19 protein-coding genes are annotated in these 22,458 nt (G+C 40.3%); 5 read left to right on the top strand and 14 right to left on the bottom strand.

From position 1 onward, the window contains the following. Positions 1 to 39: 39 nt before the first annotated feature. Together M1F97_RS08315 and M1F97_RS08310 are read right to left on the bottom strand one after the other, a co-directional pair. On the bottom strand, positions 40 to 1,521 hold the full coding sequence (locus M1F97_RS08315) for a UDP-glucose--hexose-1-phosphate uridylyltransferase (RefSeq protein WP_247944793.1): 1,482 nt from the start codon (positions 1,519 to 1,521) through the stop codon (positions 40 to 42). An 18-nt stretch (positions 1,522 to 1,539) separates the two neighbouring features. Further along, complete coding sequence (locus M1F97_RS08310) at positions 1,540 to 2,718, bottom strand: galactokinase (protein WP_247944792.1); 1,179 nt, start codon at positions 2,716 to 2,718, stop codon at positions 1,540 to 1,542. Positions 2,719 to 2,882: 164 nt separating this feature from the next. Between M1F97_RS08310 and galR the strand changes: the two genes are divergently transcribed. Beyond that, positions 2,883 to 3,887, top strand: a complete 1,005-nt coding sequence (galR, locus tag M1F97_RS08305; RefSeq protein ID WP_247944791.1) for a LacI family DNA-binding transcriptional regulator — start codon at positions 2,883 to 2,885, stop codon at positions 3,885 to 3,887. Between the two features lie 51 nt (positions 3,888 to 3,938). Here the strand turns inward: galR and M1F97_RS08300 are convergent, their stop codons facing one another. Together M1F97_RS08300 and M1F97_RS08295 are read right to left on the bottom strand one after the other, a co-directional pair. After that, the gene (locus M1F97_RS08300) at positions 3,939 to 6,464 is read right to left on the bottom strand and encodes an ABC transporter ATP-binding protein/permease (RefSeq protein ID WP_247944790.1); all 2,526 of its coding nucleotides are present in this window, start codon (positions 6,462 to 6,464) and stop codon (positions 3,939 to 3,941) included. 109 nt (positions 6,465 to 6,573) lie between these two features. Next, on the bottom strand, positions 6,574 to 7,473 hold the full coding sequence (locus tag M1F97_RS08295) for a cation diffusion facilitator family transporter (protein ID WP_247944789.1): 900 nt from the start codon (positions 7,471 to 7,473) through the stop codon (positions 6,574 to 6,576). A 130-nt stretch (positions 7,474 to 7,603) separates the two neighbouring features. Here M1F97_RS08295 and M1F97_RS08290 point away from each other — a divergent pair, with 130 nt between their 5' ends. Together M1F97_RS08290 and M1F97_RS08285 are read left to right on the top strand one after the other, a co-directional pair. Beyond that, on the top strand, positions 7,604 to 8,158 hold the full coding sequence (locus M1F97_RS08290) for a TetR/AcrR family transcriptional regulator (RefSeq protein WP_125849247.1): 555 nt from the start codon (positions 7,604 to 7,606) through the stop codon (positions 8,156 to 8,158). Between the two features lie 26 nt (positions 8,159 to 8,184). Then, a complete protein-coding gene (locus tag M1F97_RS08285) occupies positions 8,185 to 8,517 on the top strand; it encodes a glucuronide permease (RefSeq protein WP_125849248.1) in 333 nt (110 codons plus the stop codon). A gap of 90 nt (positions 8,518 to 8,607) precedes the next feature. On the opposite strand, the gene M1F97_RS08280 is transcribed toward M1F97_RS08285, so the two are convergent. The 9 genes from M1F97_RS08280 to M1F97_RS08240 all read right to left on the bottom strand — a co-directional run bounded on the left by M1F97_RS08280 (position 8,608) and on the right by M1F97_RS08240 (position 19,647). Beyond that, on the bottom strand, positions 8,608 to 10,128 hold the full coding sequence (locus M1F97_RS08280) for an ABC transporter permease/substrate-binding protein (RefSeq protein WP_247944788.1): 1,521 nt from the start codon (positions 10,126 to 10,128) through the stop codon (positions 8,608 to 8,610). Further along, a complete protein-coding gene (locus M1F97_RS08275; RefSeq protein ID WP_004262153.1) occupies positions 10,121 to 10,849 on the bottom strand; it encodes an ATP-binding cassette domain-containing protein in 729 nt (242 codons plus the stop codon). Before M1F97_RS08275 ends, M1F97_RS08280 begins: the two co-directional genes overlap by 8 nt. Positions 10,850 to 10,921: 72 nt before the next feature. Further along, positions 10,922 to 11,365: a MarR family winged helix-turn-helix transcriptional regulator gene (locus M1F97_RS08270; protein WP_169447242.1), complete on the bottom strand. Its 444-nt coding sequence runs from the start codon at positions 11,363 to 11,365 to the stop codon at positions 10,922 to 10,924. Positions 11,366 to 11,511: 146 nt separating this feature from the next. Next, positions 11,512 to 12,705: an O-antigen ligase family protein gene (locus M1F97_RS08265; protein ID WP_139690328.1), complete on the bottom strand. Its 1,194-nt coding sequence runs from the start codon at positions 12,703 to 12,705 to the stop codon at positions 11,512 to 11,514. 132 nt (positions 12,706 to 12,837) lie between these two features. Continuing rightward, on the bottom strand, positions 12,838 to 14,280 hold the full coding sequence (gene gtfA / locus M1F97_RS08260) for a sucrose phosphorylase (protein ID WP_247944787.1): 1,443 nt from the start codon (positions 14,278 to 14,280) through the stop codon (positions 12,838 to 12,840). 200 nt (positions 14,281 to 14,480) lie between these two features. Continuing rightward, entirely contained in the window at positions 14,481 to 15,314 is an 834-nt protein-coding gene (locus M1F97_RS08255) for a carbohydrate ABC transporter permease (RefSeq protein ID WP_132972488.1), read from the bottom strand. Positions 15,315 to 15,330: 16 nt separating this feature from the next. Then, entirely contained in the window at positions 15,331 to 16,203 is an 873-nt protein-coding gene (locus tag M1F97_RS08250) for a carbohydrate ABC transporter permease (protein WP_247944786.1), read from the bottom strand. A gap of 18 nt (positions 16,204 to 16,221) precedes the next feature. Further along, entirely contained in the window at positions 16,222 to 17,472 is a 1,251-nt protein-coding gene (locus M1F97_RS08245) for an extracellular solute-binding protein (RefSeq protein WP_247944785.1), read from the bottom strand. Between the two features lie 12 nt (positions 17,473 to 17,484). Further along, the gene (locus tag M1F97_RS08240; RefSeq protein WP_247944784.1) at positions 17,485 to 19,647 is read right to left on the bottom strand and encodes an alpha-galactosidase; all 2,163 of its coding nucleotides are present in this window, start codon (positions 19,645 to 19,647) and stop codon (positions 17,485 to 17,487) included. Positions 19,648 to 19,754: 107 nt separating this feature from the next. On the opposite strand from M1F97_RS08240, the gene M1F97_RS08235 reads away from it, so the two are divergent. Then, positions 19,755 to 20,615 carry an AraC family transcriptional regulator gene (locus tag M1F97_RS08235; RefSeq protein WP_247944783.1) on the top strand — a complete coding sequence of 287 codons (861 nt, stop codon included), beginning with the start codon at positions 19,755 to 19,757 and terminating at the stop codon, positions 20,613 to 20,615. After that, the gene (gene birA / locus M1F97_RS08230; RefSeq protein ID WP_247944782.1) at positions 20,612 to 21,550 is read left to right on the top strand and encodes a bifunctional biotin--[acetyl-CoA-carboxylase] ligase/biotin operon repressor BirA; all 939 of its coding nucleotides are present in this window, start codon (positions 20,612 to 20,614) and stop codon (positions 21,548 to 21,550) included. The genes M1F97_RS08235 and birA overlap by 4 nt, the downstream gene beginning before the upstream one ends. Positions 21,551 to 21,654: 104 nt before the next feature. On the opposite strand, the gene M1F97_RS08225 is transcribed toward birA, so the two are convergent. After that, positions 21,655 to 22,359, bottom strand: coding sequence for a hypothetical protein (locus tag M1F97_RS08225; RefSeq protein ID WP_247944781.1), 705 nt, complete (start codon positions 22,357 to 22,359; stop codon positions 21,655 to 21,657). Positions 22,360 to 22,458 lie beyond the last annotated feature (99 nt).

Below are 22,458 nucleotides of genomic sequence, written 5' to 3'. Positions count from 1 at the left end.
TGATACTACTTTTTATAGGACTGTGCAAGGAGAAAGCTCCTAGTCTGGCAAAATTCCGACCTGCTCCACAAAGCGCATAAAGGCTGCCTGTCCTTGTTCCGTCTGCTTGTAAACCCCCGCATCCTCCAAAACACGTGCAAAGATAGCACCCACAGAGTCCTTGACGATTTCAAGGGCTTTTTCTTTATCCGCTATGTCTGGATATTGAGCTTTGAGTTGCTCTGCCCACTCTTGATGATAAGAGGCAACTGTAACCCCTTCTCCCACGAGGTAGCTAGCGACTTGCTCCACTTCTGCTTTCAAACGAGGTGGTAAGATTGCCAAGCCCATGACCTCGATCAAGCCGATATTTTCCTTCTTGATATGTTGGACATCCTTGTGGGGATGATAGATGCCGTCAGGATGCTCTGGCGATGTCTGATTGTCCCGCAAGACTAAGTCCAACTCAAATTGTCCATCTCGTTTACGAGCAATCGGTGTGATGGTGTGATGCAGTGTCCCGTCTGTCTCTGCTAAAATCTGCACTGCAGGATCTGAATACTGGCGCCATTCCTGTAAAATCTTGTCAGCCAAGTTGATCAAATCCTCTTTAGAATCCGAGTTCAAACGTAGCACTGACATAGGCCACTTGACAATCCCAGCCTTGACCTGCTCAAAACCAGCAAATCGGAAGGCCTTTTGCAAGGGAGCCAATTCCATAGGAAATACGTGACGGCCTCCCTGATAGTGGTCATGAGTTAGAATAGACCCCCCCACAATCGGAAGGTCGGCATTCGAGCCCGCAAAATAGCCCGGAAATTGTTCTACGATCGCCAGCAGACGCTCAAAGCTCTGACGACTAATGGCCATGGGACGATGCAAGCCGTCTAAGAAGATACAATGCTCATTAAAGTATGCATAGGGCGAATACTGGAAGCCCCACTCCTGACCAGCTATTTCAAAACGGATAATGCGGTGATTGCTACGAGCTGGATGGTTAACCCGACCATGATAGCCTTCGTTCTCTAGACAAAGCTGACACTGGGGATAATGGCTAGCTTGCGCCAACTTGGCTGCTGCAATCTCCTTTGGATCCTTTTCAGGCTTAGAGAGGTTGATGGTAATCTCAAGTTCTCCGTAATCAGATGAAACACGATAAGCAATATTTTTAGCAATGGCCTTGAGTTTGATGTAGTCATTTTTCTGGCTGAGTTGGTAGAAGTCCGCAATTGCCTGTTTGGGAGATTGGGCATAGGTTGTCCAAAAGTCACGATTGACCTGACTTGGACAAGGGGTCACCAAGTCCATCAATTCAGCACCAAGGATTTCACGCGCGGTCTGACTATCCTCAATCGTCTCTAATCGAACAGCTTCCTCGACCAGCTGGTCCTTGAGGTCAATCACTTTATCCAGATCCGTCTCAATTTCCAAAACGCCTTCGCCCACTCGTGCTAAGATACGATTGGTCAGGTAGATTCGATCCATTTCCTCAAATGAACTTTCAGAAATGACATGTGTTACAAATTTATCTACTAAGGTCACTATAGAGCCTCCTTTTGACTAGTCAAGGACGCGAGTGCCACCTGCAACTTCAGCGATATAGAAGCTTGGAGCATATCCAACCACTTCCTCATAATGCTTGCCAACAGCTTCCTTAAAGGCCTCAACAGCGTCTTTTTGAACCAAGGCAATGGCACAGCCTCCAAAACCTGCTCCTGTCATACGAGCACCGAGAACACCTTCTTGATCCCAAGCTGTGTGGACAAGGGTATCTAATTCCAAGCCAGTTACTTCATAATCATGCTCAAGAGAAACGTGTGATGCATTCATCAAGCGGCCAAATGTTTCCAAATCACCTGCTTGAAGGGCTACTTGAGCTTTAAGGGTACGTTGGTTTTCAAGCACAGCATGACGAGCACGTTTCAAACGATTTTCGTCTTTGATCAGGTAGCTGTATTGGTCAAAGGCCCACTCGTCCAATTCACCCAAGGTCTGAATATCCAAAGCAGCTTGCAATTCTTCCACTGCTTTTTCACACTCAGCACGGCGCTCATTGTATTTAGAGTCCGCCAATTCACGGCGTTTATTGGTATTCATGATGACAACGACATTGTCCTTCAAATCAAGTGGCACCAAATCGTACTCAAGACTGTTGGTATCTAGGTAAATAGCACGTTGGTCAGCTCCCATACCGATAGCAAACTGGTCCATGATACCAGAGTTGACTCCGATAAAGTTGTTTTCTGTTTGTTTTCCGATTTTAACCAAATCCAAACGGTCTAGTTTTAAATCAAAGAGATGCTCTGCCACGACTCCTGTCAAGAGTTCCAAGGATGCTGAAGAAGACAAGCCAGCACCATTTGGGATATTCCCATAAACATAAAAATCAAACCCTTTGTCAATGACGTGCCCAGCTTTTTGCAAGAAATGGAGAACCCCTTTTGGATAGTTGGTCCAGCTGTGCTCTTTTTCAAACTTGAGGTCAGCAAGAGGAACTTCGATAATACCCTTGTCCTCAAAGTTGGCTGAGTAGAAACGCAAAACTTGGTCGTCACGCTTGCGAGCTGCACCGTATGTTCCCAAAGAAATAGCAGCTGGAAAAACGTGTCCACCGTTGTAGTCTGTATGTTCACCAATCAGATTGATACGACCTGGTGAAAAGAAAGTTTGGTCTGCTTCTTGACCAAAAACGGCAAGAAAGTCTTTGCGAAGGGCTTCAGCAGTAAGATGTTGTGTCATATAAATTCTCCTTTGACTATCCGTTAAGTCGCCTTAACGTGTAATCGTTTTCTTCTATTGTATCCAAGGCTTTTGCTAAGGTCAATCCTTTTTACTAAAGTTTTACTAAACAATCGGTAAAAAGAAGAAAAATATGATATACTAACCTAAAAGAAGGAGAATTTATGGCTACCTTAAAAGACATTGCACAGCTAGCCTCTGTCTCTATCGCGACCGTATCTCGTGTCCTCAATCGCGACCAGAGCCTATCTGTTACAGAAGAAACCAGACACCGTATTTTAACCGTCGCTGAAGAGCTGGGCTATACTAAGCACCTCAAGACAGGCGAATCCCACAAACCCAAGCAAAAGATTGCCATTATCCAATGGGTCAGCGAACAAGGGGAGTTGGACGATCTCTACTACTATCAGATTCGTCTCGGTATTGAAAAAAGAGCCCAAGAGTTGGACTATGATATCTTGCGCTATTTTAACGATCATCCCTTTACATTGAGCGAGGAAGTGATTGGGATACTTTGCATCGGAAAGTTCAGCCGATCACAGATCTCTGCCTTTGAAGAATACCAAAAACCCTTGGTCTTTTTAGATAGCGATACACTTTCATTCGGACATACCTGTATTATCACTGACTTTTACACTGCTGTAAAACAAGTTGTAGACCATTTTCTCAGTCAGGGGCTGGATCGGATTGGCATTCTAACAGGACTTGAGGAAACAACTGACCAAGAAGAAACCATCCAAGATAAGCGACTAGAAAATTTCAAAGATATTACCCAAGCAAATGGAATCTACCATGAAGAACTGGTCTTTCAGGGGAGCTTTACTGCCCAGTCTGGCTATGACTTGATGAAGGAGGCCATTCACAAGCTAGGAGAACAACTCCCACCAGCCTTTTTCGCTGCTAGCGATAGTTTAGCCATCGGCGCCCTCCGTGCCCTCCAAGAAGCTGGAATCAGCCTACCAGATCGCGTCAGCCTCGTTTCTTTCAACGATACCAGCCTGACCAAGCAGGTCTATCCTCCCCTATCGAGCATCACCGTCTATACCGAAGAAATGGGCCGAGCAGGGATGGATATTCTTAATAAAGAAGTTCTCCACGGTCGCAAAATTCCTAGTCTGACCATGCTGGGAACTAGACTGACTCTGAGGGAAAGTACGAGGAATGAATAGAAAAAGTGAATAAAGAAATATTCCTTTATCCACCTTTTTGGGATTTAATTGTTATTCGCTACGAAGCGATTCGACTGGGTCTTTCTTAGCAGCGATGCGTGAAGGGATTAGACCGGCTAACATGGTGAGGACAATCGAAATACCGATAAGGATTAGAGCTACTTCTTTTGGTAATTGCGCTACATTTTCCACATTTGTCATTTTCGCAACAATCGCATTGATTGGGAATGTCGCAAGGAGGGTAATCACGATACCGAGCACCCCAGAGATAAATCCTTCGATGGCTGTTTCAGCAGTGAAGATACGACGAATATCTTTCTTCGAAGCCCCCATTGCACGTAGGATTCCGATTTCTTTTGTACGTTCGAGAACTGAAATGTACGTGATAATCGAAATCATTATAGAAGATACAATGAGTGAGATGGCTACAAAGCCAACGAGTACTGTTGTCACTACACCAACCAATGTCGTAATTGAAGACATGATAGTTTGGATATCATCTGAATAAGCGAGTACCTTATCGTCTTCTCCAGCTTCTTTTTTCACCGTGTTATAGGCGTTTATGAATTCTTTTAAGTCTTGTTTTTGTTGGAACGAAGAGGTGTAGAGCTCAATGGCAGCTGGTTTGGATTTGTTGATGACGCCCATTTTTGCGAGGTTTTCCTCGTAAGTTGAAGCCGAATTGTCGTTATATTGTTGGATATACTGCGCCTGTTCTTCAGGCGTCATTTTAGCCAACTGAATTTTTTCTTCTTCGGTTAAATTCTCCGAGCTGAATGGTTTAGGATCTTTGGCAAAGTCTTTATCCGTAAATACATTTAGATTTTGATTGGCTTCCTGTTCCTTAACGATATCACTATTTTGAATGTGTTCGGAAGTGTAATCAATAAGGGCGCTTGTGTAGGCGATTCCTCCTGAAGGAGCATTCACTCCTGAACTTGTGCCGTCTTTTTGGCGAAGGACACCCACAATTTTAAGTTCTAGCCCATTCTCGATTTGAGTTTTCATATAAGAAGCATTATCAATCTTATTGACCCATAAGTTATTTTCTTTCACAAAACGGTTTGTATTAACAACTGCTTTGAAAGTTTTTCCGATAAAATCACTATATTGATACGTTTGAGAAGAGAGTTCGTCGAGCTTCTTCGTATCGTTCAATTCACTGGGATCTTTGATACGCAAACTATAGAGCAACAAGTCGCTAATTTGATTGTTTTCATCTACGATAAGGACGAGCTCGGACTTATCTTGTGGGAAGCGTCCTTCCAACACGTCGTACTTGCTTTCTAGCATTGAAGAATCACTAGAAAGTTCACTCCAGTAGTTTAGGTTTTGTAAGTATCCCTTCATCGTTTGGTTCGCTGTTTCTACTTCATCAGCTAAGGTTGAAGGCAGAATACTTTTGGGTCCGTTGGAAATATCACTTGCATAGATAAACGGTTGTAAATTGTATCGGTAACGAATGTCTTTTGTGAGAGATCCGACCTTCGAAGCGTGTTCCTCCAAGTAAGTCTTGAAGGATGCTAAGTCGTTCTTTCCGATCTGTTTTTTCAATAAATTCGTTAAAATCGTATTGATACCCAGCTCATGATTATCCTTGTAAGGCTTCTCACTCAAATCTGGAGAGGTTGCCAACAAGTTGCTCTGGTTCTGCTCGCTAATCGTCAGTGGGAGAGAGACGAGAGTATCTTCCTGCACCTTTTTAACGTAGTCACTCACACCATTGGAAAGGGCTAAGATAAGAGCAATCCCGATAATCCCGATAGAACCCGCAAAAGCTGTTAGTAAGGTACGACCTTTCTTCGTCAATAGGTTATTAAAGGAAAGTACAAGAGCGGTTATAAAGCTCATCTTCGTCTTCGTGAACTGGATGTCGACTTGCTTTGTCTCCTCTGTTGGTTTGCATGGGTTTGAGTCGCTCAAGATGTTTCCATCTAATACTTGTACGATACGTGTGGAGTACTTCTGTGCCAGCTCTGGGTTATGCGTCACCATGATAACCAAACGTTCCTTGGCGATGTCTTTTAATAAATCCATGATTTGAACAGAAGTCTCAGAATCGAGCGCTCCTGTCGGTTCGTCGGCTAAAACGACTTTTGGATCATTAACAAGAGCACGCGCAATCGCGATTCGTTGCATTTGTCCCCCAGACATTTGACTTGGTTTCTTGTATAAATGGTCTTTTAGGCCTACGCGTTCGAGCACTTCGATAGCACGTTTCTTACGTTCTGTTTTTGAAACGCCCGAAAGAGTCATTGCAATTTCTACGTTAGAGAGTGCAGTTTGGTGCCCGATGAGATTATAAGACTGAAAGACGAAACCGATGGTGTGGTTTCTGTAGCTATCCCAATCGCGGTCTTTAAATTGCTTTGTTGATTTTCCTTGGATGAGTAAATCACCAGATGTGTATTGGTCGAGTCCCCCGATGATATTTAATAGGGTGGTTTTCCCAGAACCCGACTGCCCGAGAATGGAGACAAACTCATTCTCACGGAAGCGAATCGAGATATCCTTTAGCGCGTGGAACTCTTGATCGCCCGTATGATAGACTTTTGAAATGTGTTGTAGCTGTAACATCGCCTATCTCCTTTCAGTGATATATGTAGTCTATCACAATTTCATAGTGGAGTAAATATGTTACATTTACAATTCATCAAAAATAATCAACAAACAGAAAATCGACTTTTTATGAATGATGATGTCCATGACTTTGACTGGCTTCCAGCTCCTCAATTTTTCGCTTATGGGTTTGGTGACTTGCTAGGTTTGCATCAACTTCAATGGTGACATTTTGAAAGCCATAATCTTTAAGTAAATTACGAATGGATTCTTTACAATACTCTATATGTTCAATCTCTTCTAGGCAAACATGAACAATGGCATTTTTTTCCAAACCATCCATAGTCCAGAGATTGAGCTGATTAACACTGACCACATGGTCCAATTGCTCCAAGTCATTCTTCACTTGTTTGATATCTACCCCTTCAGGCACAGCATCTAGGAAAATTTTTAGGGCGCTCCAAAAGCGAGGAAGGGCTTTTGTTAGAATGAAGATGGAAATGACAAGAGATAAGAGCGGATCGAGGATATACCAATCTGTATACCGGAGGATAATCGCCATTAGAATGACAGCCAACCAACCAAGAGTGTCTTCCAAAAAATGCAGACTCAGAATTGACTCGTTCTTTGTCTTTCCCTTACGAACTACTAGACTAGCTAGCACATTGATACTTACTGCAATGATTCCTAGCCAGAGGACGCCTTCCTCATTGACAGGTTGAGGGTGAACTATCTTTGTGATATTTTCCAATATCACTAGGACAGATCCTATCATAAGAATCACAGCCGTTAGGATGGCGCCTAGCAGACTGAAGCGTTTATAACCAAGAGTATAACGTTTGTCTTCCTGACGATTGGAAATAGTTTCCAAACAAGCTGATAAACCTATGGCAAGAGCATCGCCCAAATCATGAACCGCATCCGCTAATACAGCACTTGAATTGAAGATGCCCCCAAAAATAAATTCGACAACAGAAAATGATAGATTCAAGAAAAAGGCTAGCCAGATAGATGTTTTAGAACTCATTTCTCTCCCTCCTTTGGTATAATAGGTATATATACTTCTTTCATTTGTATTATCTAATAAAATCCAAAGAAAGGATAGAAGCAAACTGTCAGCCTTGTTCAGTTCTGAATAGTTTGCCTCAAGTGTCTATATGCAAAAAAGAGATCGTCGGGTTAGTAAGACGAAAAAAGCTATTTATCAAGCTTTTTTACAAGTTTTGAACGACAAGGGCTATGATGCCACTACTGTCCAAGATATCATTGACTTGGCAGATGTTGGGCGCTCGACCTTTTACTGTCACTACGATAGCAAGGAGCTGCTTTTAGATGAACTCTGTCGCTACCTCTTTCATCATCTCTTTGAAAGGGAAGAACACTTAACTACAGAAGGCTACCTCGCACATATCTTTTTACATTTTCAAAAAAATCAAGACCATGTCACCAGTCTTCTTTTTTCAAAAAACGACTACTTTCTCCGCCAACTACACAAGGAACTCGAACACCATGTTTACCCCATGGTAGCGGAGGACTTGCAAGAGGCCTATCCAAACATTCCGGCTTCCTACCTCAAACATTTTGTAGTAACCAATTTTATCGAAACACTAACCTGGTGGCTAAAAAAAGGAAAATCTTATACAGAAGACCAAGTAGTGAGATTTTACTTAGATGTGATTGAGATGACTTCTACAAAATCACTCGAAATTTAATCCTGTCACGAAGAAAGGAATCAACCATGTTAAATTCTATTATCCTAGGAATACTGACGATTGTATTAGCTCTCGGTTTTTCACTTCTCCATCTCGCAGCTGCTTTCGCAGCCATGAAAGAAAAAAATTACTGTCGGGGAAATATGTGTATCTTGGTAGGGAGCTGTCTCACCTCACTAGCTCTTGCTATCTTTTTCTTTATCCCGCTTGCAACTGTCGTCTTATGGATAGTGGGCTCTAGCATCATCTGCTACGGTGCTTACTGGAATGGGCAACAGCAAGAAAGTCAACATATATCGCACCACATTATAAGGGGCACACTAGCGGCTTTGATTGCGCTCTTGTTTATCTTACTCTAACATTAAAAATCCCATCTCGAATTATAGACGAGATGGGATTTTGTCTGTTGAAGAAAGTGGCTAGTGGCTGCCCCTGACTTTCCTCTTCATTTATTTCTTCAACAAACCTTGTTCTTGTAGAAATTCTTTGGCTACTTGTTCTGCTGACTTGCCTTCAACACCGACTTGGTAGTTGAGCTGGCTCATCTGGCTTTCAGTAATTTTACCAGCCAATTTATTGAGAACCGTCTCCAACTCAGGATGTTTCTTGAGAAGAGCTTCTTTCATTAGTGGAGCCCCTTGATAAGGTGGGAAGAGTTGTTTGTCATCCTCCAAGACCTGCAAATCATAACGCGCCAATTCCGCATCGGTCGAATAGGCGTCCGTGATTTGAATATCACCTGACTGAATAGCCTGATAACGAAGGGCTGGCTCCATGGTCGCTACATTGAGATTGAGACCATACATTGATTGCAAGCCCTTATTTCCATCTTCACGGTCATTAAACTCCAGAGTAAAGCCTGCCTTCAACTGCCCTTCCACTTTTTTCAAGTCCGAAATGGTCTTCAAGCCATATTCTTGAGCAATCTTTTTCGGAACAGCTACAGCGTAGGTGTTTTGATAAGACATAGGTTTGAGATAGGCCAGATGATCCTGTTTGGCAATGCCATCACGCGCCACCTGATAAACCTGCTCTGGCTCATGACCTACTTTAGGTGCTGGTTGAAGCAAACTTTCAGTCACCGTACCAGTAAATTCAGGATAGATATCAATATCCCCTTTTTTCAGAGCTTCATAGAGGAAGCTTGTTTTCCCAAAATTCGGCTTAACAGTCGCAGTCATACTGGTATTTTCTTCAATCAACAATTTATACATATTAGCCAAAATTTCGGGTTCTGGTCCCAATTTCCCAGCAATCACCAAGTTTTCTTTCTCTTTTTGAGCCAAAAGGGCTGGACTATAAGACAGACCGAGCAATATGGTCACCAAGGCAAAACCAGAGAAAATCGTCCGCAATTTTGCTTTTTCCATCACTTTTAGTAGGAAGTTAAAGGCAATGGCCAGCACTGCAGAAGAAAGGGCCCCAATCAAAATCAGACTAGTATTATTGCGGTCAATTCCCAAAAGGATAAAAGAACCCAGTCCCCCTGCCCCAATCAAGGCAGCCAAGGTTGCCGTACCGATAATCAAAACCGCTGCCGTCCGAATACCAGACATTATGACAGGCATAGCAAGTGGAATTTCAAACTTCTTGAGTCGCTCCCATCTATTCATCCCAAAGGCAATTCCAGCCTCTTGTAGACTTGGATCAATTCCCTTCAGCCCAGTGATAGTATTTTGCAAAATCGGGAAAATCGCATAAATCACCAGAGCTGTCAAGGCCGGTAAGGTCCCAATTCCCATCAAGGGTATAAAGAGTCCTAACAAGGCTAGAGACGGGATAGTCTGGAAAATCCCTGCAATCTGTAAAACCCAGTCCGCCATCTTTTCATGATAACGAAGAAATACCGCTAAGGGGACTGCAATAAAAATAGCTAGTAACAAGGTCAAAAGTGACAACTGCAAATGTTGAGATAGAGCTGTTACCCAATCACCAAAACGCTCCTGAAAAGTTGATATCAAATTAGTCATGAACACTACCTCCAAACAAGTCTGCTACAAAGTCTGTTGCAGGAGCCTTTAAAATCGTCTCAGGATTCGCCACCTGACGAATCTCTCCATCCTGCAAGACAGCAATACGGTCCGCCAATTTCAAAGCTTCATCCGTATCATGGGTCACAAAAATCGTTGTCATCCCAAACTCTTTATGCAATTCTTTCGTCAGAACCTGCAACTGTTTTCTCGAAATAGCATCCAAGGCCGAAAAGGGCTCATCCATGAGGAGAATCTTAGGCTGACCAATCATAGCACGGACAATGCCGACCCGTTGCTGTTCTCCACCAGATAGTTCACTAGGTAAGCGATGCCCATACTCAGCTACTGGTAAACCAACCTTAGCTAAAAGCTCTTCTGTTTTCTTCGCAATTTCTTCCTTAGTCCAGCCCTTCATCTCCGGAATGAGAGCAATATTTTCCGCAACCGTTAGATTGGGAAACAGAGCAATGGCCTGTAAAACATAACCAGTAGAAAGACGAAGTTCACGCTCATCATAGTCTTTGATGCGCTTGCCATCCATATAAATATTTCCATCAGTCGGTTCTAAGAGACGGTTAATCATCTTGATCATGGTCGTCTTACCGGACCCAGAAGGCCCAACTAAAACCATAAATTCCCCATTCTCAATCCGTAAATTGACATCTCTCAAGACATCTTTTTCTGTATAGCGTAGCGCCACATTTTTGTATTCAATCATTCTCAGTCCTCATTTTAAAACTTTCCTCGGTTGATCAAGTTACCAAACTTTTAATAACTAATTTACCCCATTCTAAACCTCATTTTCCTTCTCTTTCAGATTGTCCAAAATGCGTTCCTGATAACTTTCAAACTGGCGAATTTCTTCCTCTGAGAAGCCTTTATAAAAAATCGCATCTAATTTTTGACTGACACGACTGCCAACTTCTTTCTGAGACCAACCACGCTCCGTCAACTTGACATATTTTTTTCTCTTATCTATTCCACAGGGGCTGATGATGACCAGGTTTTGCTCTTCAAGTTTCTTAATCATGCTTGTTAGTGTATTGTTGGCAAGACCAGTCGCCAGCGCAATATCTGTGGCCGTAGCGCATCCTGTCTCACTATTCCATAAAACAGTGAGAATCTTGCCCTGTTCACTCCGATAAAGGGCTTCAGGATCCTGATTCAGTAACTTTTGAAAAATCCGCCCATTCAACAAACGAATATGATGGGCTACTAAATGACTATCTTTCATGACTTCTCCAATTTATTTCTATATCGAATTATATTCCATTGTAATACTTATCATTCCATCTGTCAACTATTTCGATTTAGAAATAATTTCCACCAAACAAAAAAAGACCTCCTACCTAAAGTAGAAGATCTCTAATCTTGATCAACTTAATCTGTCATTTCGGATACCAGTGTTCGATGTTCCAGTGGTAGACTGCACATAACCAGCAAGAAGATGAATCCTGACTGAACCCAGAAGAGAGCCAAGTCAAAAATCCCATGTACAGCGACTACTGTAAGGAAAGAGAGATAAAGACCGATAATTGGTCGTTTACCAGACTCCTGACTCATATCCATCATCATGTGAACCGGGATAACCGAAGAAATGGATAGGAGAATGGTTCCAATCAAACCATAACTCAAAATAGTATCAATGTAAAGACTATGCGCGTGTTCGTGGTAGGGTGCATGGATTCTCGGATAGGAATTCATATAGGTCAGTGGACCCTCACCCCAGATCGGATTTTGTTTAAACAAAGTCATACCCGCATTCCAGATTGAAACACGCTCCTCCATTGAAGAATCTAGTGTTCCCATACGGACACCCAAATCGCTTGAGAAGAGGAAACAAAGGCCAATCCCGAAAACTCCAATACTGAGCCAGAAGGCACGCCAGTTTTTAATGGTTGTAAAGAGATAAATGATGGCACCAGCGATGATGGCAGGAAATGCTGTTCTATTTTGTGTAAAATTCAAACCAAATAGATTCACAAAACCTGCTAGCACACAAAAGACTTTCAACCATCTTAGCTTCGTCGTTGTAAAGAGATAAAAGGCAATCATGATACAGAAGCAACAAATGATCCCATAGTAGTTCGGATTAAAGAAGGTCACCTCTGCACGATTCTGGTGCCATACTTGCATATTGGGCGAAAGAAAGGCATAATTAAATTTCTTTACAATTTGGAAATGCTCCAAAGTAGCAAAAACAGCAGAGAGCACACTACCAAACAAGATTGTCTGCAGAATCAGTCGAAAGAAAGCATGCGTCAGACGTTTCTGGTAGAAGCTAAAGAAAATGAGGAAGAGAAACATCAGTAAAGATGCAACCAATCCAAGCCAGTTCTTGGCGACGATGGAGATGATACTACTGTAGGCAATAAAAAAGAGAAGTACAGGATGTTTTGCCAATCCTTTGATAATTCCCTTCATCTCCCCAGTAACAAGTAAACCTATCAAATATAAAGCAAAGAGCGCTAAGAATAAATAAAAAGGTAAAAAGATACTTATGATCATCAGATACAAAAAGAAATCTTTTTTCGAAAGCCCTCTTATCTTATCCAGTAATCCAATTGATTTCAAAACGGATCCTTTCTGTTCTGGATTTCTCCAGAAGATAAATGCTAAACTATCTTTTAATTTTACCATTTTTTCCGTCATTTGGGAACAATGAACACGTTTTCGCCACAAAAAAACTCTGTTATTGATATGGTACTAAAACCGAATTTCTCTGCCGTTTTCCACTACTTGATAGGTCTGACTTTGCAGATCAATTTCTGCTACTGCTGTTACGGACTTGTCTTTATTTTGGCGTTTGATTACAATGCTATGAGCTGTTGGTGTTTCTATCTCAATAGTCCCTTCTAGGTCAAAGGCCTCTGATCGATTACGGAAAGAAAATAGATTGAGAAGAGACTTCACCACAGGACGTTGAACTTCTTCTGCTATTTCCTCATTGCTATAGTAATGACGATTAATATTTCGACCTTCTTTGGTTTCTTCTAATAATTTCAAGTCATTTTTTCCTGCTAATAGACCCACATAGTAAACCTGAGGAATGCCTGGAGCAAAAGCTTGAATCAGACGAGCGAGGAAGTACTTGACATCATCATCTCCAAGCGCAGAATAATAGGTTGAATTGATTTGGTAGATATCTAGATTGTTATACTCCGCACTAGAGTACTTCCGTTTGACATTCGCTCCAACCTTATAGAGCTCATTTGAAGCATAATCAATTTCATCATCAGTCAGGATATCCTTGACATCCACCACTCCAATCCCATCATGGGTATCTAGTGTCGTAAATTGCTTCATCGGGCTCATCTTTAACCACTTAGCCAAACGCTCTGTTCTAGAACTGTAAAGAGTATAAAGGGTCACCATTGGAAGAGCAAAATCATAAACATAGTAATCATGGTCCGCTATTTTAAACTGAATCGAATAATGCTCATGAATCTCAGGTAAGAGCTCTGTCCCATACTCAGCAGCGATATCTCGAACTTTGTCCAATAAATTCCAAATATCTGGTTCCACAAAGAAATCATTGGTATCCAATTTCTTCACTGCATAAGCAAAGGCATCTAGACGAATCAAATCACACCCGTTACTTGCTAGATGTTGAATTGTCTTACGGATAAATGCCATCGTTACTTCTTTGGTCACATCAAGATCAATCTGCTCCTCACCAAATGTATTCCATAAATGTTCTACTGAACCATCTGCAAAAATAATCTCTTGCTTTGGTGCACGATCCTTACGCTTGTAAATTAAATCTACATCAGCTTGTGTCGGACGATTTTCCGGCCAAAACTTGTCCCAGTTTAAAAAGAGATCTTTAAATTCACTAGCTTCATGTTTTTCTTGATAGTCCTTATAATACTTAGATTGACGAGAAATATGGTTAATCATAAAGTCAAACATAAGATAATATTTCTCACCTAAACGCTTAACATCCTCCCAATCACCAAAAGCTGGATCCACTTCGTCATAGTCAACAGGCGCAAATCCACGATCACCTGTTGACGGAAAAAATGGTAGAAGGTGAACTCCCCCAATAGCATCGCCAAAATGTTCTTCCAAATTCTCATACAAGTCTTTAAGGTTATTTCCAAGACTATCTGAGTAAGTAATCAACATAGTTTTATTTTGAATGATCATAGATGGTCTCCTTTTTCTGATGAAAGCCAAGTCTCATATGACCTGGCTTCGTAAATGAAAGATATTTTTAGATTTTTGTTCACATTGGACTCGTACTAAACTGCAAGCAACTAAGTACGACTTTCTTGTTTTCTACATAGAATTGTCAATAAGCTAAATCGTTCATCTGTGTATGGAATTATAGATTCCCTAAGCACTTCTTACTTCACTGCTCCGTTACTCATTCCTGAAATGATATGTTTTTGGAAGATGAGGTAGACAATGGTTATCGTTACAATTCCCACAATATAAGATGCAAAACTTGGGCCATAGTCATTGAAGTACTGACCTTGGTAGTTGTATTGGAAGAGAGGCAAAGTCCACATCTTGGAATCCTTATTCAGAATCAACAGTGGCAACATAAAGTCATTCCAGAACCATAGTGCATTGATAATCAAGGTTGTAGCATGCATGGGTTTCAGCATCGGAAAAATGATTCGACGATAAATTGTAAAACGATCAGCCCCATCGATTTCCGCAGCTTCATCCAAACTATCTGGTACACTGATTTTTATATAACCAACATACAAGAAGAGGGTCTGTGGAATAGCATAAGTTAGGTAGAGTATTACTAGCCCCCACATATTTGCTAGACCGAGTTTACTCATCATAACTGTGATGGGAATCATAATCACCTGAAATGGAACAAATATACCTAAAATCAAGAGCGAATACATAATTGCAAAGGCTTTTTTCTTGGACATATTTCGAGCAATGGAATAAGCTGCAGCTGGTATAAAGAAAGCTACTACAATCAATGATAACACCGTAATAACAGCTGAATTCCAGAAATAGCCTCCGATCCCATCCGAAACTAAGCGTTCGTAATTACTTAATGTAAAAGGGTTTGGCAAACTAAAGAAATGATTCATGATATCCTTGGTTGTCTTGAAGGAACTGAAAACCGTTACCAACAAAGGAACGAGTATAAGAATACCACCGACTATCAAGAGGACATATTTCCAAAACTGATTCAATTTTTCTTCTTTTTTCATGTGTAGGACTCCTCTATTAGATTTCAAATTTCTTAGATAGCTTGATTTGGATAAGAGAAACAATTCCAATAATTAAGAATAAGATCAAGGCAATTGCATTCGCATATCCATATTGATTACTCTTGAAAGCATAGTTGTAGACTAAAAGTCCAAGAGACGTTGTAGCATTATTTGGACCACCACTCGTCAAGGCAAAAATCTGGTCAAAGGCTGTCAAACCGGACTTAAGAGCCAGAATAAAAACCATAGAAATCGTTGGCAATAAATATGGCAATTCAATCTTCCAAAAGGTTTGTTTACTTGTTGCACCATCAATTGATGCAGCCTCTAAAATATCAGATGGAATACTCTGAAGACCAGCAAGAAAGAGAATAATTGGCATTGCTACTCCTTGCCATAGAAGAACAAAAATAGTTGCCACTACCGCTCCGACAGGTGTTCCTAATAGACTCTCTTGTAAAAAACCAATCCCTAAAATTCTTCCAATCGTTGGAAGACCATAGTTGAAAAATTGTTTAAAAATCAAGGAAACTGTCAAACCAGATAAAACAGCTGGGAAAAAGAACCAAGCTCTAAAGAAGGTCTGTCCTTTCATCTTAGAATTCAAGGCTCGTGCCACAACCATCCCAATCGTAATCTCTCCAATAATCAATGCCAGAGTTAAAATCAAAGTAAAAGCAATCGCTGTGAAGAATTTCCCATCAATCATAAGCAATTTGTAGTTATTCAAACCAACAAATTTATAATTATAGGTCAATCCAGTCCAGTTAGTCAAACTATAGAAAGCACCTTGTACCATTGGAAAGTAAAAGAAGATAGCTTGTAATGCAAGTGGGATGAGCAAAAAGGTCCAACCCCAGTATTTATTTAAAAATTTTCGAAAAGCCATATCATCTTAACTCCTATTCTAGTCCAAATCTGCCTTCATTGGATTAAAGAAAGCATTGAGATTGTTTGCCATATTTTTCAGATTTTTATCCATCAAGTATCCTGCACTTAGATTAAAAAAATCTTCTTCAGAATTCCAGTGTTGGCCCAACCAAACATAATGTTTGTCAGTAAATGCCAGTTTAGAAATCTCTGTAAGCGCTGAGTCTTCTTTTTCCTGTATGCCTTTTACAGCAACTGGTGATCCATCTACATCATAATATGACTGCATAGCTTTTGGACTAGTCATATAGCTGATAAATTCTTCGGTTTCTTTAGGATGTTTAGTAGTAGCCGAAGTTGATAATGCCATGTCCCCTGCACCAACAGTAACTTCTTTTCCTACTTCTTCTCCTGGGAAGGCAAACATCCCCACCTCAAATTTTGGATCCTGTTGATTAATTGCGGCTAATGCCCATGATCCTTGTGGCATCATCAAAGCTGTTTCACTCGAAAATGCTACCACCGCATCATTATAAGAAGCACCACGCCAACCATCTTGAGCATTATCTGCCAATAAATCGAGTCGTTCTGCATCGGCTTTTAAAATAGCATCATCTGCAGAGATAGCGTTTGGTTTTGAAAAGCGAAGGTAGTTATTAGCCGCATCTCCACTACCTGTAATAGTAATGAGAGAAAGTTGGTGGTAACCATTTAATGTCCAGCCTTCATTGCCTGCAACTGCAAATGGAGAATTCCCACTATCTTTTATCTTTTTAACAATCTCTTGAAACTCTTTAAAAGTCTTCGGTTCCTCAAGTCCTAATTCTTTAAACGTTGTTTTATTGTAATAGATTCCATAAAGGTTAGCCGTTAAAGGCACACTATAAACCTTGTTATTGATTGCATACTTTTCAGCATAGTCGTTCTTGATGTTCTCAAGATAAGATTTCCCCGTCATATCTGCAAAATAACCTGCTTTTGCCCACTCCTGAAAATCCATATTTTGAGGATAGATATTAATAATATCTGGAACATCTCCTGATAAAATCCGAGTCTTCAGAACAATTCCAGCTGCGGGAACAGTCGTCAGTTTTACATCAATAGTAGGGTGTTCCTTCTCAAAATCATCCACTATCCTTTGCAAGGTATCCGCCATCTCGGTCTTCTGGTTAAAAAACTCAATCGTTACCTTGCCATCAGTTGACTCCTCTTGGCTACTGCAAGCTGACAGTCCCAAAAGGCAGAGTCCTGTAGTAGCAATTAAGCTCATCTTTTTATACCATCTCATGATTTTATCTCCTTATCTTCTAATGAAATGTAACTGCCTACTGAGATAATCTCCCTGCAGAAGTTCCATTGTAATGCCCGCATACATGAGTTCTGCACCCGAGTAAACTACACCATTTTCCTGTAATTCATACCATCCCTCTTCATCCAAATCTTTTAACTTTAAAGTTGTTTCCATTGTTTCCACAACTGATAAGACTCGAACGTAGGTTACAATCGTTTGATTTTCATAGTTAAATTGTACAACTGCTTCATTGGATTCCGCATTGGGATTGATTAACCTATACTGTTTCCCCAACTGGACTACTGGCCGTAATTCCTTATACAAGTTCACCTGATTAGCAATCTCAGCCTTCTCTTCATCTGATAAACTTGTCAAATCAAGCTCATAACCCAGATTTCCCATCATTGCCACATGACCACGAGTTTCCAATGGTGTCATTCGTCCCATCTGATGATTTGGTACTGCTGACACATGAGCTCCCATGGAAATGGTTGGATAGAGATAGGATGATCCATACTGTATAGGTAAACGTGCTATAGCATCAGTATTATCACTAGCCCAGACTTGTGGGAAATAGCGCATCATGCCAAGATCATTTCGTCCACCACCACCAGAGCAGGACTCAAAGAGAATATGGCTGTGCTTCTCTGTTAGATAAGAAACAAGTTCATAAAGTCCCAGCATGTACTGATGAGACTGCATCTGTGTCTCTAGATAGTTTGAACCATTCCCCAGATTAGTGATATTGCGGTTCATATCCCATTTGATGTAGTCAATTTTATGATGAGAGAGGAGTTCATCTAAGACATTTTTCAAATATCCTACTACCTGGGGATTGGCAAGATTAAGTACTAATTGATTCCGAGAGTAAGTATGCTCATATCCTGGAACCTGAATGGCCCAGTCAGGATGTTTACGATACAAATCACTATCTACAGAAATCATTTCAGGTTCTAACCAAAGCCCAAACTGCAAACCTCTTTCATGGATAGCTGAAATCAGACTTTCTAGGCTTCCACCCAGTTTTTTCTCATTAACAACCCAATCACCTAAAGCCCGATTATCATCAAATCGATTGCCAAACCACCCATCATCTAATACAAAAAGTTCAATTCCAACTTTCTTAGCCTCATCTGCCAACTCTAACAGTTTTTCTCTCTGAAAGTCAAAGTAAGTTGCTTCCCAGTTATTGATTAGAATTGGACGTTCTTTTTTAGAAAACTGACTTGGCATAATGTGCTTAAGTACAAAATTTTGACTTTCATGGCTAATACCAGTTAATCCTTGATCTGAAAAGGTCACTAAAGCTACCGGTGTTTCAAAGTTTTCCTCAGGATTTAACTTCCAAGAAAAGTTTTCCGGGTTAATGCCAATAGCCACCCGAACTTCATTCAATTGATTCTTTTGAACAAAAGCTTCAAAGTTTCCACTATACAGTAGTTGCAGAGCACACACATTTCCAGCATCCTCTGTGACTCCTTGATCACATAATAGAAGAGCTGGTGTTTGAGCATGACCAGAAGCACCACGGTTCGAACTAATTGAAAAGATTCCTTGTTCTACCTGTTGACGTCGGACAGTCTTTTCACGAGCATAAGCACCCTGCAGAGTTACAATTTCGTAAGCTGCGGCAGGAAAATCAGCCATAAAAGAAAAGTCCTTGTGGATGACAACTTCCTGATTACTATTATTTTCCAATTTACTGTAGCTAGCAATTGTCGCATCATTATCAAAAGCAGTATAATACAAAGTCAGACTAAGTTGAGCCTTAGAATCTTCTAAAATCAAGGTAAGAGTCTCTGTATCGTCCATGCTATGTGGAGAAGGTAAACCCTGTGGACCATCCTGACCTTTTAAAATCTTTGCTTCTACAAATCGAAAGTCTGTTACTTCAGTTGCATCATGCTGAACCTGTAAGGTTGGTCTTCTAAAATCACCTAAGCCATGTTGTCCAAAAATCTGACGTTGCGTATCCAAACTAAAGATTCGATTAGTAGCTGTTGGATTACCTGAAAAAGCATGATCGCGTTCATAAACACTATTGGCACCATTATAGTTCTTAATAGTCTTTCCTAAATGTTTTAATAATAAGAACCCATCCCTATTTTCAATAATCAAACTTAGACCTTTACTCTCAACGTAAAATAGATTATTCTCTATTCGAACTCCCATATATTTCACCTCTTCGATTTCTTGATAAAATTTTATCACATAAAAGCGCTTTCTAAAATAGAGAAATGTCTACAAAGTATGGTAAAATGTTAGGTAGGAGGTGGCACATGCTCGTTTTTTCAGAATACCAGACTGGAACAATTGATCTTTCGCTTAGCTTTTACGGTTATGAAGAATGTACGCCTAACTACTCTTTTGGCCCAGCTATTCGAGATACCTATGTACTACATTACATTACTAAAGGAAAAGGTCAATTCCATTATAAGGGTAAAATTGTTGATTTAAAGGCAGGAGATTTCTTTTTGCTAAAACCAGACGAATTAACCTTTTATAAAGCAGATAGCCAGGATCCTTGGGCTTACTACTGGTTGGGGATTACTGGAGGGAGGGCACCTGACTATTTTGCTCTCTCTCAAATTTCTGACCAATCCTATCTCATCCAATCAGAAAGCTGTCATACACAGACAACTGCAAACCTCATCGATAGTATTGTCCATTTCGCTCAGATTACAAAATCGAATGAATTGGCTCAACTCCACATCATGGGACAACTCCATGAACTAATGTTTCATCTAGGAACTATTGCTCCCAATCAGAAAAAAGAGAATATTTCATCAACCCACCAACTCTATCTTGACTGCAAACGATTGATAGATAGTCACTACCCTCAATCACTCACAATTCAAGATTTAGCAAAAGAGCTATCGGTTCATAGAAGTTACTTAACTAGTGTGTTTAAAGAATTTCACCAACTCTCTCCAAAAGAATATTTGCTTTTCGTTCGAATGAATCGTGCGCAACAGTTACTAGAACATACCAACGAAACGATCAAAGTCATTGCATACTCCGTAGGGTTTTCAGATCCACTACATTTCTCAAAAGCCTACAAACAGTTTTTTCATAAAACACCGAGTCAAACTCGAAAAGAACTCTCTCACTCCCTCTTAGCTAGAAAGGAAAATCAATGAAATCACACCAACTAGTCTACCAAATATTAGCTAGAGAAAACGACTATGTTAGCGGAGAAAAAATTGCAGAAGAACTGTCGTTAAGTCGTACATCCATCTGGAAAGCAATCCAACGCCTCCAACAAGAAGGGCTCGTGATTGACAGTATTAAAAATAAAGGTTACAAACTTATTCAAGGCGATTTGATCCTACCTGATTTGATTCAAGAGAAAACCAACTTAATCATTCTCTACAAACCTGAAACAAAATCTACTCAAACAGATGCAAAAGAAGGTATTGAAGGTGGAAGCCAGGGAAATAGTCTCTATCTTTCCACATGTCAAACAGCAGGTCGTGGTCGCTTTCAACGCCCTTACTACTCTCCTGCTCAGGGAGGTATTTATATGTCATTACATATTCAACCAAATCTCGCCTATGACCAGCTTCCTGCCTACACATTACTTACAGCAGGTGCCATTTACAAAGCTATTAAAAACCTCACCTTGATTGACGTGGGTATCAAATGGGTAAATGATATCTACTTTAAAAATAAAAAAATAGCAGGTATCCTTACCGAAGCCATGACGTCCGTGGAAACAGGCCTAGTAACAGACGTCATTATCGGCGTTGGAATCAACTTTGCCATCAGCGATTTTCCAAAAGAGATAAAAGAAAAAGCTGGAAGTCTCTTTACACCACCAGCTCCTATCACACGAAACGAACTAATCTCAGAAATTTGGCGTTGTTTCTACCAAACAGCACCCGAAGAACTACTCTATCTTTATAAAGAACACTCTCTCGTTCTAGGAAGAGAGGTCAGTTTTATCCAAGATCAGACTGAAAAAAAAGGAGTTGCCAAAGACATCTCCGACAAAGGACAACTCCTTATCCAGCTTGATGACCAGACAGAAATCTGGCTCAATAGTGGTGAAATCTCACTCACTAGCTGGACTTAACAAACAGCACTATATGATGTCTAGAATCTCATCTAGCAAGCATATAGTGCTTTTTGAATGTAGAAAGTAACAGATATATAAATAACTGGCTTCCTATCAACACTTTACAGGTGAATAGCTTTCGAGGCATTCTTCTTATATGTCATGCTATGTGCCAAAGAAGCTCCATAGCAGTGATTTTCGTATCCAAGCATAACCAATGGCAGTGCAAAAACTTTAACAGCATACAAAAGCAGCCAAAACATAAAGACTTCAGCTTTTATATTCACCAAATTTTTACTAAACATCTCGTACAAGAACCATGCATTTAAAGCCATATTGAAGAGACTTGCTAACGTTGCTGAGACTATATTGGTTTTCAATTTTGGATGATAACATTTAGCCACATATAAAGCCAATATTGAAATATTATAAAGGCAAATCGGCTGATAATTTTCTCTATAAATAACCAGCGTCTTACGATTATAGAACGGGAAACCATGAGGTCCACGATGATATTCATTGATCCATACATGGCTAAGACCTTTAATCTCATCCCAAGCTATAAATAAATCAATTTTTCTTAGATAAATCCCAGTTTTATGGATTAAACACTTCCATTTGAACATGAAAGATAAAAGAAAAGTAAGGAGCAAAACCGCAACCGTAACAATCCTCAACTCCTCTTGCCCGATAATCAAGGATAGGTTAAAAAAGCGAATTTGCGCTTTTTTTGCATCTAAGATCATTGAAATCACAGTTAGAAATACTACAAAGATAAATAGTATAAATCTATAAAAAATACTATGAAATTTTACTCCATTTTTCATATTGATTATCCCCCAGCCACTTAAAGTCCCTAACCCTAGTATACCACTAAATCTAGTCTATTTATGATTTTTCTAGTATGAAAGTTACTGAAACAGCAT

It is taken from the genome of Streptococcus oralis, assembly GCF_023110435.1.
Classification (GTDB): Bacteria; Bacillota; Bacilli; order Lactobacillales; family Streptococcaceae; genus Streptococcus; species Streptococcus oralis_CF.
This window is presented reverse-complemented; position numbering and strand designations above follow the sequence as displayed.

Excerpts from the sequence above, each read along its gene's own strand:
- M1F97_RS08310 (WP_247944792.1), bottom strand. The coding sequence starts at position 2,718 with ATGACACAACATCTTACTGCTGAAGCCCTTCGCAAAGACTTTCTTGCC.
- galR (WP_247944791.1), top strand. The coding sequence starts at position 2,883 with ATGGCTACCTTAAAAGACATTGCACAGCTAGCCTCTGTCTCTATCGCG.
- M1F97_RS08300 (WP_247944790.1), bottom strand. The coding sequence starts at position 6,464 with ATGTTACAGCTACAACACATTTCAAAAGTCTATCATACGGGCGATCAA.
- M1F97_RS08295 (WP_247944789.1), bottom strand. The coding sequence starts at position 7,473 with ATGAGTTCTAAAACATCTATCTGGCTAGCCTTTTTCTTGAATCTATCA.
- M1F97_RS08290 (WP_125849247.1), top strand. The coding sequence starts at position 7,604 with ATGCAAAAAAGAGATCGTCGGGTTAGTAAGACGAAAAAAGCTATTTAT.
- M1F97_RS08285 (WP_125849248.1), top strand. The coding sequence starts at position 8,185 with ATGTTAAATTCTATTATCCTAGGAATACTGACGATTGTATTAGCTCTC.
- M1F97_RS08280 (WP_247944788.1), bottom strand. The coding sequence starts at position 10,128 with ATGACTAATTTGATATCAACTTTTCAGGAGCGTTTTGGTGATTGGGTA.
- M1F97_RS08275 (WP_004262153.1), bottom strand. The coding sequence starts at position 10,849 with ATGATTGAATACAAAAATGTGGCGCTACGCTATACAGAAAAAGATGTC.
- M1F97_RS08270 (WP_169447242.1), bottom strand. The coding sequence starts at position 11,365 with ATGAAAGATAGTCATTTAGTAGCCCATCATATTCGTTTGTTGAATGGG.
- gtfA (WP_247944787.1), bottom strand. The coding sequence starts at position 14,280 with ATGATCATTCAAAATAAAACTATGTTGATTACTTACTCAGATAGTCTT.
- M1F97_RS08255 (WP_132972488.1), bottom strand. The coding sequence starts at position 15,314 with ATGAAAAAAGAAGAAAAATTGAATCAGTTTTGGAAATATGTCCTCTTG.
- M1F97_RS08250 (WP_247944786.1), bottom strand. The coding sequence starts at position 16,203 with ATGGCTTTTCGAAAATTTTTAAATAAATACTGGGGTTGGACCTTTTTG.
- M1F97_RS08245 (WP_247944785.1), bottom strand. The coding sequence starts at position 17,472 with ATGAGATGGTATAAAAAGATGAGCTTAATTGCTACTACAGGACTCTGC.
- M1F97_RS08240 (WP_247944784.1), bottom strand. The coding sequence starts at position 19,647 with ATGGGAGTTCGAATAGAGAATAATCTATTTTACGTTGAGAGTAAAGGT.
- M1F97_RS08235 (WP_247944783.1), top strand. The coding sequence starts at position 19,755 with ATGCTCGTTTTTTCAGAATACCAGACTGGAACAATTGATCTTTCGCTT.
- birA (WP_247944782.1), top strand. The coding sequence starts at position 20,612 with ATGAAATCACACCAACTAGTCTACCAAATATTAGCTAGAGAAAACGAC.
- M1F97_RS08225 (WP_247944781.1), bottom strand. The coding sequence starts at position 22,359 with ATGAAAAATGGAGTAAAATTTCATAGTATTTTTTATAGATTTATACTA.